Origin of the sequence: Aeromonas lacus, from assembly GCF_000764665.1 — a bacterium.
In the GTDB taxonomy this organism is placed as follows: domain Bacteria; phylum Pseudomonadota; class Gammaproteobacteria; order Enterobacterales; family Aeromonadaceae; genus Aeromonas; species Aeromonas lacus.
Genome location: NZ_JRGM01000020.1, coordinates 42,041 through 59,684, shown reverse-complemented (window position 1 = coordinate 59,684; position 17,644 = coordinate 42,041). Strand labels below are relative to the sequence as shown.

Here is a 17,644-nt window from a genome sequence, read left to right as displayed (position 1 = left end):
ATATAACGAAGTGCGCGGAGCCTTAAATATAATAAAAAACAAAAACAATCCCCATTACCATAGAATAAAACACAAGCTATTTATGGACTTCAGAATGATTGATGACCACCAAATAGATGATCCACAACTTGAATTTCATCTGGAAAGAGCTTATAAACTTGCAGCATTCTTAGAAGATGCAATCATTTAATCCAACCTATCTTTCCAAACCTTATACTATACAACAGTCACCCCAACAATTAATGCTTTGGAATAGTTTTATGCAAAACGACCCATTTAGAATCCCGACAGATAATGAAATAGCTATTGCAGAGAGAAAACTAGGCATCACATTTCACAATGACTATCGATGCTTTTTAAAATCTGGTAGTGATGTCGCAAACGCAATTTTTGAAGCAGCAGTTATTCTGCCCGGTGCAGGCCGCCTTGATATTTTTGAAATGGCTAGAATAGCTTGGGAAATCATAGGTGTACCGAGGGATTTATTGCCTTTCATTGAAGATAATGGTGACTATTTCTGCATATCAAAAACAGGAGAAGTCATCTATTGGTCTCATAATGGAAGCTCTAATGAAAAATGGCCGAACATGTCTGCATGGCACAATCAAGTTTGTATAAATCTTGAGTGACGCAAATTGCTCGCAACCACCATCTCGATAGCAGAATTTACTGACACGGAGGCGGTTCTGTCATTCACTGATTAAGCCCGTAGGTTCGAATAGCGCAGCGTATTCGGACAATCGCGTATAAACCCACCACAAACTAAACAAGGATCGGAAGATACCCTTGTTGGGCTTGTATCAGTCACCCTGATGCAACCCAAGGCTCGCCGATACCACTATAAGCTGGATTTATGGGTTTTCCGATAATGACCCAATTTTCGCTTATAGTGGTTAGCGCCAGCCGGAAAGAGCCCACTTACCGGCCGCAGGGCGCTTGTCATATACTCTTCCGCTCTTATGACACGCCGGGGAGGCGTTGATATGCAGTCACAGACTCACACTTTTATCGTCAATGGCAGCGCGCAGCCCTGCCTGCAGGCGGGCAGCGGCGAGCCGCTGTTGCTGATCCATGGCGCGCTGGCCAACCACACCCTCTGGCTCGAACATATCGAGCTGCTCTCGCAGCACTACAGCGTCTATGCCCCCACCTGCGCCACTTTGGCGAGGCGGGCAGAGAGGGGCCGTTTGGTCTTGAGACCCATGCCGGCGATCTGCTTGCCCTGCTGGAACAGTTGCCTTGCGGGCCAGTGCATCTGGCGGGCTGGTCATACGGGGCGGATGTCGCCCTGACTGCCGCCCTGATGGCGCCCGAGCGGTTTCGCTCACTCTGTCTGGTGGAGCCGGGTTGCCCCGGCGCCCTCGATGAGCAGGGTCTTGCCACCTTTATGGCCGATGCAGGCGCCATGTTCGGCCCGCTGTTTGCACAGGTGCAGGAGGGCAAGTTGCCACAGGCGGTCGCCAGTTTGATCGATGGCTCGGGTGGCCGCGGCGGCTATTTTGCCAGCCAGCCCGTCAAGTGGCAGCAGGCGCAGCTGGCCGAGGCCGCCAGCCTGCCCAAGCAGTTGAGCCAGAGCGAACGCCCTGACTGGTCGCCCGCACGTCTTGCCACCCTGACCCTGCCCGCCTGCGTGGTGTTGGGAGCGGCGACCCGCCCGCTGTTCGCGCTGGTCGGCAAGGCCCTTGCCGCGCAGCTGCCGCACTGCCAGCTCAAGCGGATCGACGGGGCCAACCACCTCTACCCCATCGAGCAATCCGCCGCCTTTGCCAATACCTTGCAGGAGTGGCTGACCAGCCAATCCGCCGCCCGCTAGGTCGCCACCGGGAGGGGATGCGAGCGCACTTGGCTCTCGTATCTCCCCGGCAAAGGCGAACCTCTTCACACTTGTCACATCTGGTTACCATTGCGTGACAGTAATGCTTGTAAGCCGACAACTACATCCGTTATCAATAGCCGCTCGATGACTTCCTGATACTCCGGATTGGCTATGTTCGCTCGCTTTCTGCTGTCGGGTCTGGCGCTGCTTGCGCTCCTGGCACTGCTGCTCAAATCCCTGCTGCTGTTCTGGTCGCCCGCCAGCTTTGCGGTGCTGACCACCACTCAACAACTCGAAGCGCTGCTGTGGGGCTTTCGCTTCGATCTGGCGGCGGCAGCCCTGCTGTGGGCGCCCGTTGCCCTGCTCTGCTGGCTGGCGGTGCGGCTCGGGCTGCGTCGCCTATCCTGGCTCTGGTGGTGGGTTCCGGCCATGGTGCTGGCGGGGTTGCAGGTGGCCGACCTGATGTATTTCGCCAATTCGGGACGCCATATCGGCTATGAGCTGGGCGAGGTGACCCGCGAGGCGGACAGTCTGCTCACCACCGCCCTCAAGCAGTACCCATTGCTGATGGTCGCAACCCTGGCCGGTGCGCTGGCCAGCGCCCTGCTGTGCCGCCGCCAGCTGCGCCTGCCGGCGCGCATGACGCTGGCGAAGACCGAACTGCCACTGCTGCTCACCTTTGCCATCGCGGTGCTCTGCGTGCGCGGCTCCCTGACCGATCTGCCGATGAAGCCGGATCGCGCCTACGCCATCGGCAACCCCCAGCAGGCGCTGCTCGCCCTCAACCCCGTCTACGCCATGCTGGTCAGCAGCAGCTCCGCCGACGAGACCGGCGGCAACACGCCGCTCTATCAGCAGCTGCCGCCACCCGCGGCGCAGCAGCTGGCGACGCTGGCACAGCTCGATGGCCACGCCCCCTACCAGCCGCCGCAGCGCAAGATGAACGTTATTCTGATGCTGCTGGAGAGCTGGCCTGCCGAGCTGATGCAGAGCTACAACCCGGCTGCGCCGCTCACCACCCCTCATCTGGATGCGCTGCACCGCGAGGGGCTGCGCACCGATGGTCTGATCGCCGGCGGCCGCCGCACGGTGGAGGGGTTCTTTACCGCCCTCTGCTCCTATCAAAATCCGCTGGAGGCGGGCATCCCCAATACGCCGCTGCAGGATCAGCACTACGAGTGCCTGCCCAAACTGTTGAGCGACGCCGGCTGGAGCACGGCGGTCTTTCAGGGGATGCACAAGGGGGAGACCGGACAGTTGGCCCAGCTGCTGGGGACGCAGGCCTCTTACGGCAAGCTGGAGATGCCCCCCGCCGAGGTGGAGCAGAACAGCTGGGGCTATCAGGACCCGGATCTCTACCGCTTTATCCTGAGCAAGGCACGCGCGGAGTCGCGTCCCTTCTTCTACATGGTGAACAACACCACCACTCACGATGACCAGCTGCCGCCGGGCGAGCCCTGGCTGTTTGGCGACCGGAGCAGCGACGAGCGGCAGATGAGCGTGCTGCACTATGCCGACAAGGCGCTCGGCCGCTTTATCGAGGAGTACAAGCAGGCCGACCTTGGCCCGACCCTGTTCGTCATCACCGCCGACCACACCGCTGGCGAGCGCAGCGGCCATATGGGGCGGTACTGGATCCCCTTCCTGATGTTTGCCACCGATGGCTCCATCGCCCCGCGCCATCAGCCGGGTATCGGCGCCCAGCAGGATATCGCCCCCACCATTCTCGACCTGTTGGGGGGCAAGGCGCCCTGGTTTACCGGCCACTCGCTGCTAAGCAAAGCGCCGCGCGGGGGGATCTATGCCGCCAGCGGCACCATAGGGCGGGTCTACGGCGAGCAGATCGTCGAGTACCCGATGCGCGAGCCGGACAAGCTCACCTGCTTTAACTGGAAGAGGGATCTGCAACTGCACCGGCCGCAGCCCTGCGACGACGCGGCGGCCCGCGAGCGGGACTTCAGCTGGGCCACCACCTGGTATCAGCAGAGCCTGCTGTTTGATGGCAAGTCGCGCGCCTATGGCCAGCTCGCGCCAGCCAGCCTGCTTGCCCCCCAGCTGGCCGATCAGAGCACCCCAGCTACCGCCACGACTGCGGGAGTTGAACCCCGCAGCAAGGCTGACCACGCCAAGAGCTAAGCCAACCCCAAGCAAAAAGCCCGCATCATGCGGGCTTCTTTGTATCTGTTGCCGGTCAGGGATTGCTGACTCTGGCTGGCCAGCTGCGCTGCCAACTTCTGCCACGCCGGCAACGCCGACGAAAAACAGCCATAAAAAAATCCGGAGCCACAAGGGCCCCGGTCTCTTGCTCAAGGCAATAGTTGCGGTAATCGCCCCGGATGCTGTTTGATAACCGACCAGGGCAGAAGGCTCCACTCGGTCAGTTCACAGTTACGCGCAATGCGCGGAAAATAGGGCTCAAACACTATGCCTTTCTCTGTCATATACCACGAGTTAACCTCCCATACCGATGAGTCCGCATAGTTACATTCCTCCGGATCTGAGGTCATCTCATCGGGATAGAGTCGCTGGAACTCTTGTACAAGCCAGGGAGCCAGGAGCTTGTTCCTGTATTCGGATTCTGCGCGATCATATGACTTATCGAACTTTACCGGAGCACCGCTACCCACCCAGAGCAGGTCTTCAAGTGTCAGCTCCTCTCCTGTGAGAACATTAATGTTCAATGGCGAATCACCAAAATCAGGGTGTGCACCGCCGCAAAAATAACCGGTAAAAATGCTGGCGCTGAGCAAGTTCGGACTGATCAAATGGGGCGTAACCGTCTGGCCAAATTCCCCCCCCATCGGGGTGCTCATACACTGGAAATAGCTTTCTACCTCACTCCACTGGCGTTTTGCCAGCATATGATTGAGTTTCCCAAGCTGCTCCGCCGGTAGCCCTGATGTAATGCGAAAATGCGTAATATTGCTTTGCGGCTCTTGTAGCCATTGCAAGCCATAACCCTGAAATGTCTCGCTCTTGTTCGTCTTAAGTGAGAGTCCCTCAAGGCGCAAGAGTTCATAAGGATCACGCTGACGCCAGCCGGCAAGCACCGGATCAGGTATTTCAATGGCGCGGCCATCGATTACCGTCAATATGATGGAGAGCGGTTTTTTGCCGACCCATTCGCCACGCAGCCCATTACCGGATCGCTCGAGGCGCATGGCAACCTTTTCGGGTTCTGAGTTATCCCATCCTTCAGAGAGCAACAGACTCTTGCCCTCCCACTTGCCCGACAGGGGAATATCCTTTCGATACTTACGGTAGAAATATCGCCCGCTGACCGTGCCATCTGACGATGTATCCAGGGTCATCACTACCGGCATCCGCCCTACTTTGCCCTGATACACCTCGCCAGCCTGCGCAGCCATGACCAGCAGCAGACAACCCAACCCCAACAAAAACCTCGTTATCACGCTTATCTCCCGTATTGTGGCGACGACGTCCATCCTCACTCAGCCCATTCATCAGAACGACCCATTAAGTTCTCGCTCACCGAAAGGGCAAACTGTAGATGAAAAAAAACCGGAACCATACGATTCCGGTTTTCATCATGCCAACGCAAGCGCTAGCAAAACAAGCAATTAAGCCTGGTTTTTAACTTCTTTCAGACCGCGGAAAGGAGCTTTGGCACCCAGAGCTTCTTCGATACGGATCAGCTGGTTGTACTTGGCAACACGGTCAGAACGGCTCATGGAACCGGTCTTGATCTGGCCAGCAGCGGTACCAACAGCCAGGTCGGCGATGGTCGCGTCTTCGGTCTCACCGGAGCGGTGGGAGATGACGGCAGTGTAGCCAGCGTCTTTGGCCATCTTGATGGCAGCCAGAGTTTCGGTCAGGGAACCGATCTGGTTGAACTTGATCAGGATGGAGTTGGCGATGCCGTTGTCGATACCGCGCTTCAGGATCTTGGTGTTGGTTACGAACAGGTCGTCACCAACGATCTGGATTTTCTTGCCCAGTTCAGCAGTCTGGTAGGCGAAACCTTCCCAGTCAGATTCGTCCAGGCCATCTTCGATGGAGACGATCGGGAACTTGGTGGTCAGGTCAGCCAGGAAGTCGGAGAAACCGTTGGAGGTGAAGACACGACCTTCGCCTTTCAGGTTGTACTCTTTCTTCTCTGCGTCGTAGAACTCGGAAGCAGCGCAGTCCATAGCCAAGGTGATGTCGGTGCCCAGTTTGTAACCGGCAGCGGCAACGGCTTCAGCGATAACTTCCAGCGCTTCGGCGTTGGATTTCAGGTTCGGAGCGAAACCACCTTCGTCACCAACTGCAGTGTTGTAGCCCTTGGACTTCAGCACTTTGGCCAGGTTGTGGAACACTTCTGCGCCCATGCGAACGGCTTCTTTCAGGGTCTTGGCGCCAACCGGCTGGATCATGAACTCCTGGATGTCGACGTTGTTGTCGGCGTGCTCACCACCGTTGATGATGTTCATCATCGGCAGCGGCATGGAGTAAACACCCGGGGTGCCGTTCAGCTCGGCGATGTGGGCGTACAGCGGCATGCCTTTGGCAGCAGCGGCAGCTTTGGCGTTAGCCAGGGAAACAGCCAGGATGGCGTTGGCGCCGAACTTGGATTTGTTCTCGGTACCGTCGAGGTCGATCATGATCTGGTCAACAGTGGCCTGGTCCTTGGCATCTTTACCCAGCAGAGCTTGAGCGATCGGGCCGTTTACGGCTTCGATGGCTTTCAGCACGCCTTTACCCAGGAAACGGCTCTTGTCGCCGTCACGCAGTTCCAGCGCTTCGCGGGAACCGGTGGACGCGCCAGACGGAGCGGCTGCCATACCAACAAAACCACCTTCCAGGTGAACTTCGGCCTCAACGGTCGGGTTACCACGGGAGTCGATGATTTCACGACCGATCACTTTAACGATCTTGGACATGTGTATTTCCTCAGGTTTCGTAAAAAAACAACAAAAATATGCCAAAAAAAGCGGCTGTGGCACAGTGCCCCAACCGCATTTATTTTCAATTACTTCAAATTACGCTTCTGATACTCGCCTGCCGCCTTCACAAAACCGGCGAACAGGGCGTGGCCATCACGAGGAGTTGAGGTGAACTCCGGGTGGAACTGCGCGGCCACGAACCAGGGGTGATCCGGGATCTCGATGATTTCCACCAACTTCTTGTCAGCGGAGAGACCGGTCACTTTCAGGCCGGCTGCCTCGATCTGCGGCAGCAGCTTGTTGTTGACTTCATAACGGTGGCGGTGACGCTCGTAAATGGTCGGGCTGCCGTACATCTGACGCACCTTGGAATCTTCGACCAGATGGCAGAGCTGGGAACCCAGACGCATGGTACCGCCCAGATCGGACTTCTCGGTACGGGTCTCGATGTTGCCCTCTTCATCCACCCACTCGGTGATGAGGCCGACGACCGGGTACGCGCAATCTTTCTTGAATTCGGAGGAGTGAGCCCCTTCCATGCCCGCCACGTTGCGAGCGAATTCGATCATGGCAACCTGCATGCCGAGGCAGATACCCAGGTAGGGGATCTTGTTCTCGCGGGCATACTGGGCAGCCAGGATTTTGCCTTCCACGCCGCGCTCACCGAAGCCACCCGGCACCAGGATTGCGTCCAGACCTTCCAGCAGCTCGGAGCCACGGGTCTCGATATCCTGAGAGTCGATGTACTTGATGTTGACGGAGTGACGGGTCTTGAGACCACCGTGCTTGAGCGCCTCGTTGACGGACTTGTAAGCGTCCGGCAGGGAGACGTACTTGCCGACCATACCGATGGTCACTTCACCAGTCGGGTTGGCCTCTTCGTAGATAACCTGTTCCCACTCGGAGAGATCGGCTTCCTTGCACTCCAGACCGAAACGCTCGGTGAAGTAGGAGTCCAAGTTCTGGGATTTCAGCAGTGCCGGGATCTTGTAGATGGAGTCGACGTCTTTCATGGAGATGACGGCGCGCTCAGGCACGTTGCAGAACAGGGCAATTTTGGCGCGCTCGTTGGCCGGAATGGCACGGTCGGAGCGGCAGATCAGCACATCCGGCTGGATACCGATGGAGAGCAGCTCTTTGACGGAGTGCTGGGTCGGCTTGGTCTTCACTTCACCGGCAGCAGCCAGGTAAGGAACCAGAGTCAGGTGCATGAACATGGCATTGTTGCGGCCCACTTCGGCAGCCAGCTGACGAATGGCTTCGAGGAACGGCAGGGACTCGATGTCACCTACGGTACCGCCCACTTCGACGATGGCAACCTGATGGCCTTCGGCACCGGCAATCACCCGCTCTTTGATGGCGTTGGTGATGTGCGGGATAACCTGAATGGTGGCGCCCAGATAGTCACCACGACGCTCTTTACGCAGTACGTCGGCGTAGATACGGCCGGTGGTAAAGTTGTTGCGACGGGTCATCTTGGTGCGGATGAAACGCTCGTAGTGACCCAAATCCAGATCGGTTTCGGCCCCGTCCTCGGTTACGAACACTTCACCATGCTGGGTCGGGCTCATGGTGCCCGGATCCACGTTGATGTAGGGGTCCAGTTTCATGATGGTCACATCCAGACCACGGGCTTCCAGAATGGCTGCCAGAGAAGCTGCGGCAATGCCTTTGCCGAGGGATGAAACAACGCCACCAGTAACAAAAATATATTTGGTCGTCATGCTGAACCTGAAAGAAGTTTAGGGAATTTTAAGGGGTGCTTCGGGGATGAAGCAGGACGGGGAAACAGTATACCAAAAACCCCTCTCCCAAACAATGAGCAAAAATCTATCAGGCTCCTTGCCGCCCCATCTTGCGCCAAATCAACTTTGCTCGGTTTCCTTCGCCTTGTCCCAGGCTGCATCAAGCTTTTCGAGGGTGCAATCGCTCATTTTCAGCCCTTCTGCGGCGATTATCTGCTCAACCTGACGAAAGCGACGCTCGAACTTGGCGTTGGCGCCCCGCAGTACCTGTTCGGGATCCTTGCCCAGATGGCGCACCAGATTGACGGTGGCAAACAGCAGATCGCCGAGCTCGTCGCTCACCCGCGCCTCGTCCACATCGACCATCAGCACCTCTTCCATCACCTCGTCGATCTCCTCGTGGATCTTGTCCACCACCGGCCCCAGCGTCTTCCAGTCAAAACCGACGGTAGCGCAGCGTTTCTGGATCTTGGCGGCACGGGTCAGGGCCGGCAGCGAGAGGGGGATATCGTCCAGCACGCTCTCCTTGTCGAGCGCCGCCCGCTCCCTGGCCTTTTCTGCTTCCCAGTTCGCTTTTACCGCCTGCTCGTTGGCAAGGTCGGCATCCGAGAAAACATGGGGGTGACGGCGAATGAGCTTCTCGCTCACCGTATCGACGATGTCGGCGAAGTCGAACAGACCACGCTCTTTACCCAGTTGGGCGTAAAACACCACCTGAAATAACAGGTCACCCAGCTCCCCTTTCAGCCCCTGCCAATCTTCGGTCTCGATGGCATCGGCCACTTCGTAGGCCTCTTCCAGGGTGTGCGGCACTATGGTCTGGAAGTTCTGTTTCAGATCCCAGGGGCAGCCGTTTTGCGGATCGCGCAGGCGAGCCATGATGTCGAGCAGTTGGGGCAGATCGTAACGTTGAGACATGGGCTACTCACTTTCGATTCGTTAAATGGGGAGGAAACGACATCAAGCCGCGCAGTCGAGCAATCTCATGTCGAGCAGTTGGGAGAGGTCATAACGTGGGGACATGGGATATTCGCTTTCGATTCGTTCAAAAAGGGTCGCAAATACAGACCGGCCACTGGGGCCGGTCGGTTCGCTATCAAAGCCGCTTGGCGCTGATCACGTCGTTGAGCTGGCTGAGCTTGGCCAACGCCCGGTTGAAGGCGTTGATGTTGTAGATCTCCAGCTCCATGTCGATCTCGGCGGTCTGCTCACGCACGTTGGAGCGTGAGCGCACCCCCATCACATTGATCTTCTCGTTGGCCAGCACGGTGGTGATATCACGCAGCAGGCCGGAGCGATCGTTGGAGATGATCCGGATGGTGAGGCCATAGCCGCCGGAGTAGTTCTCGCCCCACACCGCATCGATCAGCCGCTCGGGGTTGCGACGGGAGAGCTCTTTCAACTGCTCGCAATCTTCACGGTGAATGGAGACGCCGCGCCCCATGGTGATGAAGCCCTGGATGGCATCGCCCGGGATCGGCTGACAGCAGCGGGCGATATGGGTCATCAGGTTGCCGACCCCTTCCACGACGATGTGATCCTTGGGCTTGTGGCGCATCGGCGCATTGGCCTTCTGCTCCAGCCTCTCCAGCAGGCGACGATCTTCCTCTTCCGCCGTCGGCTTGTTGTAGCAGGTGTCGAGATAGTTGAGCACCTGGTTGATGCGGATATCGCCGCTGCCGATACCAGCCAGCAGATCGTCGGTGCTCTCCAGATTGAAGCGGCGCAGCATGTTGCCCTTGTCGATCTTGGACATGCTGAGGTTGTGGCGATCCAGCTCCTTCTCGAACAGCTCGCGACCGGCCACGATATTCTTGTCCCGATCCAGCTTTCTGAACCAGGTCGCCACCTTGGCCCGCGCCCGACTGGAGCGCAGGAAGCCGGCGTTGGGGTTCATCCAGTCGCGGCTCGGGTTCGGCTCCTTCTGGGTGATCACTTCCACCTGATCGCCGGTCTGCAGTGCATAGGTGAACGGCACGATGCGGCCATCAATCTTGGCGCCGATGCAGCGGTGGCCGATCATGCTGTGGACGTGATAGGCGAAGTCGAGCGGGGTGGCGCCCGCCGGCAAGTCGATGACATCCCCTTTCGGGGTGAAGACATAGACCCTGTCCTCGAACACCTGACTGCGCAGGTCTTCCAGCAGCGAGCCGCTCTCGGAGAGATCCTCCTGCCAGGCGAGCAGCTTGCGCAGCCACTCGATCTTGTCTTCGAAGGTGTTGGCCTTGCCGCCAGCCTGCGGACCCTCCTTGTAGCGCCAGTGGGCAGCGACACCGAGCTCGGCATCCTGATGCATCTGGTCGGTACGGATCTGGATCTCGACCGTCTTGCCCTCCGGCCCCACCACTACGGTGTGGATCGACTGGTAGCCGTTGGGTTTGGGGTTGGCGACGTAGTCGTCAAACTCGCGGGGAATGTGGTGGAAGTGGGTGTGAACGATGCCGAGCGCCGCATAGCAATCCTGCAGCCGCTTGGTTACCACCCGCACCGCGCGCACGTCGAACAGTTCGTTGAATTCGAGATGCTTCTTCTGCATCTTGCGCCAGATGCTGTAGATGTGTTTCGGTCGGCCATAGACCTCGGCCTCGACTCCCGCCTCTTTCAGCGCATCGCGCAGGGAGCGCACAAACTCCTGAATGTAGCGCTCCCGATCGAGCCGCTTCTCATCCAGCTGTTTGGCGATCTGCTTGTAGGTTTCCGGGTGCAGGTAGCGGAAGGCGAGATCTTCAAGCTCCCACTTGAGCTGACCGATGCCAAGACGGTTGGCCAGCGGCGCATAGATGTTGGTGATCTCCTGGGCCATCAGCACCCGGGTCTCTTCATCCGCCTTTTTCGCTTCCCGCAGGCAGGCGATCCGCTCGGCCAGCTTGATGACCACGGCACGCACATCCTCGACCATGGCGAGCAGCATGCGGCGCACATTGTCGACCTGCTCCGGCGAGGTTTCGCTGCGATGGAGGGTCTGCAGGGAGCGGATGGCCTCCATCTCCAGCACCCCTTCCACCAGCTTGGCGATCTTAGGCCCGAAGTCCTCGTCCATCCGCTCCTGGCTGATGAGACCGGCTTCGACAAAGGGGTAGATGATGGCGGCCTTGAGAGTACCGAGATCCATGCTGAGCATCAGCAGGATGCCCACCATCTCGATGCCGCGCACCAGCAGCTTGCTGGTGAGGGCCTCGTCGCCGAGCGTCAGGCAATACTGGTAGACGGTTCGCAACTGCTCCTTGTCACTGTCACTCAGGGTGAGCGAGCTGACCCACTCCTCCAGGGTGAAGTTGTCTTTCAAATGAATATCGCGAACCGCAACCATGGTATCAATCCTTTAAAGTGTTTGGCCGAAAGTAGTCACTTTCACCCCTTGTGAGATCGCCTCAAATGGGGATTTCCGGAGAGGGTTTCAAGGCATATTGTCAAAAAAGACAATAGGTCTCTCCGGCAGGCCCAGCCGAATTACGAGGGGCTAGGTTACCCCAATCACGTCTGCTCAAACAGCTTCAGTTCAGGTTGCTGATGAGCACTCGCTAGCCCCGCTCGAAGAGAGCCATGGACTCCAGATGACCGGTGTGGGGGAACATGTCGAGCATGCCCAACCGTACCAGTCGATAACCGCCCTTCACCAGCACCTGGCTATCGCGGGCCAGCGTCACCGGATTACAGGAGACGTAGACCACCCGCTTGGGTGAAAGTTTCACTACGAGCTCCATCACCTCCAGCGCACCGGGACGAGCCGGATCCAGCAGCACCAGATCGAACCCTTCCCGCGCCCAGGACATGCCGACGATATCGCCGCTCAAGTCCGCCTTGTAGAAACGGGCATTGCTGATGCCGTTGCGACGGGCGTTCTCTTCGGCGCGCGCCACCATGGCCAGCTCACCTTCCACCCCCACCACTTCGCGGGCCTGACGGGCCAGCGGCAGGGTGAAGTTGCCGATACCGCAGAAGAGATCGAGCACCTTGTCATCCTTGCTCGCCCCAAGCCATGAAAGCGCCTGATCGACCATCTGCTGGTTGACGGGGCCGTTGACCTGAATAAAGTCACCCGGAGCAAATGCAAGAGACAGGCCATCCAGCGAGTAAGAGGGTTCGAACTGCTGATGCAGCGGCACTATCTTGTCGTCAGCCGCCAGCAGATAGAGGTCGATACCCTGCTCGGTTGCAAACTCCACCAGCTGCGCCCGATCCGTCTCGTTGGGACGACCGGTATGACGGAGCAGCATCATGATCCCCTGCTCCGCCTGAATCAGTTCGGCATGACCCAGCTCGCGCTGGCTCTTCAAGCGATTGAGGCACTCGCGCAGCGGTGCAATCACTGCAGAGAGCGGTTCGGCCAGCACCGGGCACCCTTCGATCTCCACCAGATCGTTGCTGTTGCGGCGACGAAAACCGACCCGGGTACAGCGACCATTCTTGTCGAATTTGATGGCCAGCCGGCAGACCCGGCGATAGGCACGCTCCTCGCCAGTCAGCACCGGCTCCAGTGCCGGTGCACTGATATTGCCGAGACGCTCGAACAGATTGACCAGCCCGGCCGCCTTGGCTGCCTGCTGATCCGCCACCGACATATGCTGGGCGCTGCAACCACCGCACTCGCGGTAGTGGCTGCAGAAGGGGGCAATGCGGTTGGCGGCTGGTGTCAGCACCTGTTGCAGGGCGGCATGGCCATACTGCTTTTTGTCTTCGGTGATGCGGGCCTTGATGGTCTCGCCGGGCAGCGCCCCTTCAACAAAGATCGCCTTGCCTTGATGACGACCGATCCCGACACAGTGGTGATCGAGGGTGTCTACCGTAAATTCAATGCGTTGGGGCTGGGTGGATTTCTTTTGGGGCTTGAAAAACTGGGCCATAAAACTTGGTGCCTATAGGTGGCTATGTCATGATTGTGGAATCTGCAGCAGGCTATTGTCCCACAAGAATAATAGTATGACCAAATACGGCCTTCGGGCGCGGGTGCTGGCATTTACCATATTACCCACCTTGATCATCGGTGGCCTGATGGCCGGCTACTTCACCTTCCATCGCTACCAGCAGCTGGAAAACAACCTGATCGATCAAGGGATCAACATCATAGAGCCACTGGCCATCGCCAGTGAATATGGTATGACCCAGCACAGCCGCGAATCCCTCAAGCGCCTGATTGGTCTGACCCATCGCAAGAACTCGCCGCTCATCAAGTCCATCGCCGTCTTCACTCAGGACAACCAGCTATTCGTGACGTCCAACTATCACAGGGACTTCACCCGGCTGCAGTTGCCCGATGGCGAGCCGATTCCGGAGCTGACCAGCATCACCCTCTACGGTGACGACATCATATTGCGCACCCCGATCCAGGCCGAAACCACCATGGATGGCTTCCCGCTGCCCAGCGATGTGGAGCCGCCGATGATCGGTTACATCTCGATGCAGATGACCACGGATCGTGCCATGCTGCTCCACTACCGCGATACCTTCTTCGCCATCATCATGGTGCTGATCGGGGTCGCCGTCAGTACCCTGTTTGGCTTCCGACTGGTCAAGAGCGTGACCCAGCCCATCACCAACATGGTGCAGGCGGTGCACAAGATCCGGGAAGGGCGGCTCGATACCCGGGTCAGCGGCGAGCTGACCGGCGAGCTGGACATGCTGAAAAACGGCATCAATGCCATGGCCAAGGCACTCTCCGAATATCACGAGGAGATGCAGCAGAATATCGATCAGGCCACCTCGGATTTGCGCGAGACGCTGGAGCAGATCGAGATCCAGAACGTCGAGCTCGACATGGCCAAGAAGCGGGCGCAGGAGGCGGCAAGGGTCAAATCGGAGTTCCTCGCCAACATGTCTCACGAGCTGCGCACTCCGCTCAACGGCGTCATCGGTTTTACCCGTCAGCTGCTCAAAACCAGCCTCACGCCGAGCCAGACCGACTACATGCAGACCATCGAGAAGTCGGCGCGCAATCTCCTTGGCATCATCAACGACATCCTCGACTTCTCCAAACTGGAGGCGGGCAAACTGCAGCTGGAGCATATTCCCTTCAGCCTACGCGACACCCTCAACGAGACCATGCACCTGCTCGGCCCCAGCGCCCACGACAAGCAGCTGGAGCTCTCTTTGCGGGTCGATGCGGATGTCCCCGATACCCTCACCGGTGATCCCATGCGTCTGCAGCAGGTGCTGACCAACCTCACCGGCAACGCCATCAAGTTCACCGAGCGCGGCAACGTGGATGTTCATATCGAGCAGCTCGGCAGCGGCAACCACAAGGTGAAGCTCAACGTCCGGATCCGGGATACCGGCATCGGCATCTCGGAAGAGCAGCAGCGCCAGCTGTTCCAGGCTTTCAATCAGGCCGACTCCTCCATCTCGCGCCGTTATGGCGGCACCGGACTGGGTCTGGTCATCACCCAGAAGCTGGTGCAGCAGATGGGCGGCCAGATCCGCTTCGAGTCGGAGCTGGACAAGGGCTCTATCTTCTCTTTCAGCCTGGATCTGGAGGTCTCTCCCCTGCCGCAGACCGATCAGCTGCCGCTGGATCGCATCCGCAACAAACGGCTCTGGCTGCTGGAGCCAGATCCCTTTGCTCGCGCCGCACTGCTGGCGCTGCTGGCCGAGTGGCAGCTCGATGTGCAACTGCTGACAAACGACGCCCCCTGGCCAGAGATGAGTGAACAGGACATTGTGCTCATTGGCAGCAGCACCCTGCATACTCCGCAACAGGTGATCAGCCGACTCGACAGCCTGAATGGCCAGCAGCAGAACACCATAGTACTGCTCAGCAGCCATGAACCGGCGCTCTACGAGGCGATGCTGGCTCACGGTGCCCAGCACTGTCTCTCCAAGCCGCTCAACCATCGCAAGCTGCTGCACGCACTGCTCACGCCGGAGGCGAGCCGCCAGCAGCTGCCGGCCCAGCAATCTGCTCGCCAGCTGCAGCCGATCAAGGTACTGGCGGTGGATGACAACGCTGCCAACCTCAAGCTGATCGCCGCCATGCTCAGGGAGATGGTGACTCAGGTCGTGCTCTGCAAGAACGGCAAGGAGGCGGTCAAACAGGCTCAGAGCCAGCCGTTCGACATCATCTTCATGGATATCCAGATGCCGATCATGGATGGCATCAGCGCCACCCAGGCGATCCGCAGCCAGTCCCTCAATACCGAAACACCGATCGTGGCGGTGACTGCTCACGCCATTCCCGGCGAGCGGGAGCGCCTGATCCGGCAAGGGATGGATGACTATCTGGCCAAGCCCATCGACGAGAGCATGCTGGCCAGACTCATCACCGATTTTGCCCATCGCCGTCACCAGATCGTTGGCGATCAGCAGATCGACTGGGCGATGGCGGTGCGTCAGGCGGCCGGCAAGGAGGATCTGGCCAGAGAGATGCTGACCATGCTGCTGGCGAGCTTCGACGAGGTGGAACCTGTGCTGGATGCCGCCCTTGCTGGCGCCATCGACGACAGTGAAGTGCTGGCCCAGCTCCACCGTCTCAACGGCGGCTGCGCCTACTCGGGGGTGCCCGGTCTGCAGCGGCTGCTGTCACAGCTGGAGCAACAGCTGCGCGACGGCGTGCCGGTCAGTGAGCTGGAGCCCGAGCTGCTGGAGCTGCAGGATGCCCTTGAGCTGGTGCGCCAGGAGGCGCCACGTTACCTGAGCTAAGCCAGACTGGTACGTGCCCGGGGATATCGTTCCCCCGCTTTTTCTGACGCGGGGGCCGACAGATGGTAAAGTTGCGCCGTTTAAACAGGAGTCAGCATGACCAACAACGATATTCTGCGCCGCCTGCGCTACGCCCTCACCATCAGTAACGACGAGATGGTCGAGATGTTTGCCAAGGGCAATCTGGCCATCGACCATGCCCAACTGCACGGCTGGCTGATGAAAGAGGCCGAAGAGGGAGAAGTACAGGAAGCGGGCTATGCCGCCTGTCCCGACTCCGCCCTGAGCCAGTTCCTCGACGGTCTCATCGTCACTCGCCGCGGTGTGCGGGAAGATGCGCCACCCCAGGTGGTGCCAAACCGGATCAACAACAACCTGATCCTGCGCAAGCTGCGCATCGCCCTCAACTTCAAGGAAGAGGACATGCTCGGCACGCTCAAGCTCGCCGATTTCAACCTCTCCAAGTCCGAGCTCAGCGCCCTGTTCCGCGCCAAGGATCACAAGCACTATCAGGATTGCGGGGATCAGATCCTGCGCAACTTCCTGCTCGGCCTCACCGCCAAATACCGCAACTAACTGCACCGCTCAACCGGCAGGCCAGCAGCCATGACGAAGCGCCTCTCCACTAAACTGTCCGCACTGCGAGCAGTCGGGGGATGGCGCATCGCCGCATCGCTGCTTCTCGGTGCGCTGCTTGGCACCCTGCTGCAAGGCTGCAACCAGCAGAGCTACCAGCTCTCCACTCGCTATCAGAGCGCCAATCAGAACGAGCGCATCGCCTTTCTTATCCTGCACTACACCGATGAGGATGACGCCCACTCCCTGCGTCTACTTACAGAGCCCGAGCACAAGGTGAGCGCCCACTACCTGATCCCTCGTGACAGCCGTGACACACCGCTCCCGGTCTATCAGCTGGTGCCGGATAGCCAGCGTGCCTGGCATGCCGGCCGTAGCCGCTGGCACCAATATGCCGGGCTCAATGCCAGCTCGCTCGGCATCGAGATCGTCAACCTCGGCTATCCGCCGGAAGATGAGCGGCTGCCACCTCACCAACGGCACTGGCAGCCCTATACCAAAGCGCAGATTGCCGCCGTCGGCGCACTCAGCCGCAAGCTGGTCGACCGTTACCGGATCCCGCCGACCCAGGTGCTGGCTCACAGCGACGTCGCCCCCGAACGTAAGCAGGATCCCGGCCCCCACTTCCCCTGGCGTCAGCTCTATCAGGAGTACGGCGTCGGCGCCTGGCCAGATGAAAGCCGGGTGGCAGAGCTGCTTGCCAGCCCTCTGCCCGAATGGAGTCTCACCATGTGGCAGCAGCAGCTTGCTCGCTACGGTTATGGCCTGTCACAGAGCGGCCAGTGGGACGAGCAAAGCCGCGCCGTTATGCGTGCCTTCCAGCTCCACTTTCGCGCCAGCAAAGTCGATAGCGAACCGGATAGCGAGTGTCAGGCCATCCTGATGGCCCTGCTCGAGAAGTACCCAGGCTAACCCGCCTTTTGACCATTTCCCTCCCCGCTTTGATAGCCACTCGCTATCAAACTGTTAGGTACGAGCGATTATCCCTT

Annotated in this window: 13 protein-coding genes; 7 read left to right on the top strand and 6 right to left on the bottom strand. The window is 58.9% G+C overall.

What is annotated here, in order from left to right:
* The 4 genes from LG31_RS21535 to LG31_RS0103370 form a co-directional block, all read left to right on the top strand.
* A partial coding sequence (locus LG31_RS21535) for a hypothetical protein (RefSeq protein WP_084059518.1) occupies window positions 1–190 on the top strand: 190 nt, incomplete at its 5' end.
* Window positions 177–629 (top strand): SMI1/KNR4 family protein, encoded by a 453-nt coding sequence (locus LG31_RS20240; RefSeq protein WP_238567464.1) that lies wholly within the window; start codon window positions 177–179, stop codon window positions 627–629. The genes LG31_RS21535 and LG31_RS20240, both read left to right, overlap by 14 nt.
* 401 nt (window positions 630–1,030) lie before the next feature.
* The gene (locus tag LG31_RS0103375; RefSeq protein ID WP_338010661.1) at window positions 1,031–1,813 is read left to right on the top strand and encodes an alpha/beta fold hydrolase; all 783 of its coding nucleotides are present in this window, start codon (window positions 1,031–1,033) and stop codon (window positions 1,811–1,813) included.
* A 174-nt stretch (window positions 1,814–1,987) separates the two neighbouring features.
* Window positions 1,988–3,952, top strand: a complete 1,965-nt coding sequence (locus LG31_RS0103370; RefSeq protein WP_033113093.1) for an LTA synthase family protein — start codon at window positions 1,988–1,990, stop codon at window positions 3,950–3,952.
* Between the two features lie 170 nt (window positions 3,953–4,122).
* Here the strand turns inward: LG31_RS0103370 and LG31_RS0103365 are convergent, their stop codons facing one another.
* The 6 genes from LG31_RS0103365 to rlmD form a co-directional block, all read right to left on the bottom strand.
* Complete coding sequence (locus LG31_RS0103365) at window positions 4,123–5,262, bottom strand: hypothetical protein (protein ID WP_033113092.1); 1,140 nt, start codon at window positions 5,260–5,262, stop codon at window positions 4,123–4,125.
* A 135-nt stretch (window positions 5,263–5,397) separates the two neighbouring features.
* Complete coding sequence (gene eno / locus LG31_RS0103360) at window positions 5,398–6,699, bottom strand: phosphopyruvate hydratase (RefSeq protein ID WP_005335583.1); 1,302 nt, start codon at window positions 6,697–6,699, stop codon at window positions 5,398–5,400.
* A gap of 89 nt (window positions 6,700–6,788) precedes the next feature.
* Window positions 6,789–8,426, bottom strand: a complete 1,638-nt coding sequence (gene pyrG, locus LG31_RS0103355; RefSeq protein WP_033113091.1) for a glutamine hydrolyzing CTP synthase — start codon at window positions 8,424–8,426, stop codon at window positions 6,789–6,791.
* A gap of 141 nt (window positions 8,427–8,567) precedes the next feature.
* The gene (mazG, locus tag LG31_RS0103350) at window positions 8,568–9,365 is read right to left on the bottom strand and encodes a nucleoside triphosphate pyrophosphohydrolase (RefSeq protein ID WP_033113090.1); all 798 of its coding nucleotides are present in this window, start codon (window positions 9,363–9,365) and stop codon (window positions 8,568–8,570) included.
* Window positions 9,366–9,543: 178 nt separating this feature from the next.
* Window positions 9,544–11,757 (bottom strand): GTP diphosphokinase, encoded by a 2,214-nt coding sequence (gene relA, locus LG31_RS0103345; protein WP_033113089.1) that lies wholly within the window; start codon window positions 11,755–11,757, stop codon window positions 9,544–9,546.
* Between the two features lie 211 nt (window positions 11,758–11,968).
* Window positions 11,969–13,291 carry a 23S rRNA (uracil(1939)-C(5))-methyltransferase RlmD gene (gene rlmD / locus LG31_RS0103340; RefSeq protein WP_033113088.1) on the bottom strand — a complete coding sequence of 441 codons (1,323 nt, stop codon included), beginning with the start codon at window positions 13,289–13,291 and terminating at the stop codon, window positions 11,969–11,971.
* Between the two features lie 76 nt (window positions 13,292–13,367).
* Between rlmD and barA the strand changes: the two genes are divergently transcribed.
* The 3 genes from barA (at window position 13,368) to LG31_RS0103325 (ending at window position 17,567) form a co-directional block, all read left to right on the top strand.
* Complete coding sequence (barA, locus tag LG31_RS0103335) at window positions 13,368–16,079, top strand: two-component sensor histidine kinase BarA (RefSeq protein ID WP_033113087.1); 2,712 nt, start codon at window positions 13,368–13,370, stop codon at window positions 16,077–16,079.
* Between the two features lie 96 nt (window positions 16,080–16,175).
* Window positions 16,176–16,655, top strand: a complete 480-nt coding sequence (locus LG31_RS0103330; protein ID WP_033113086.1) for a YehS family protein — start codon at window positions 16,176–16,178, stop codon at window positions 16,653–16,655.
* Window positions 16,656–16,685: 30 nt separating this feature from the next.
* Window positions 16,686–17,567: an N-acetylmuramoyl-L-alanine amidase gene (locus tag LG31_RS0103325; protein WP_033113085.1), complete on the top strand. Its 882-nt coding sequence runs from the start codon at window positions 16,686–16,688 to the stop codon at window positions 17,565–17,567.
* The last annotated feature ends 77 nt before the right edge of the window (window positions 17,568–17,644 follow it).

What these genes read in the sequence shown, in the direction of transcription:
- LG31_RS20240 (WP_238567464.1), top strand. Translation starts at nt 177, where the DNA reads ATGCAATCATTTAATCCAACCTATCTTTCCAAACCTTATACTATACAA.
- LG31_RS0103370 (WP_033113093.1), top strand. Translation starts at nt 1,988, where the DNA reads ATGTTCGCTCGCTTTCTGCTGTCGGGTCTGGCGCTGCTTGCGCTCCTG.
- LG31_RS0103365 (WP_033113092.1), bottom strand. Translation starts at nt 5,262, where the DNA reads ATGGACGTCGTCGCCACAATACGGGAGATAAGCGTGATAACGAGGTTT.
- eno (WP_005335583.1), bottom strand. Translation starts at nt 6,699, where the DNA reads ATGTCCAAGATCGTTAAAGTGATCGGTCGTGAAATCATCGACTCCCGT.
- pyrG (WP_033113091.1), bottom strand. Translation starts at nt 8,426, where the DNA reads ATGACGACCAAATATATTTTTGTTACTGGTGGCGTTGTTTCATCCCTC.
- mazG (WP_033113090.1), bottom strand. Translation starts at nt 9,365, where the DNA reads ATGTCTCAACGTTACGATCTGCCCCAACTGCTCGACATCATGGCTCGC.
- relA (WP_033113089.1), bottom strand. Translation starts at nt 11,757, where the DNA reads ATGGTTGCGGTTCGCGATATTCATTTGAAAGACAACTTCACCCTGGAG.
- rlmD (WP_033113088.1), bottom strand. Translation starts at nt 13,291, where the DNA reads ATGGCCCAGTTTTTCAAGCCCCAAAAGAAATCCACCCAGCCCCAACGC.
- barA (WP_033113087.1), top strand. Translation starts at nt 13,368, where the DNA reads ATGACCAAATACGGCCTTCGGGCGCGGGTGCTGGCATTTACCATATTA.
- LG31_RS0103330 (WP_033113086.1), top strand. Translation starts at nt 16,176, where the DNA reads ATGACCAACAACGATATTCTGCGCCGCCTGCGCTACGCCCTCACCATC.
- LG31_RS0103325 (WP_033113085.1), top strand. Translation starts at nt 16,686, where the DNA reads ATGACGAAGCGCCTCTCCACTAAACTGTCCGCACTGCGAGCAGTCGGG.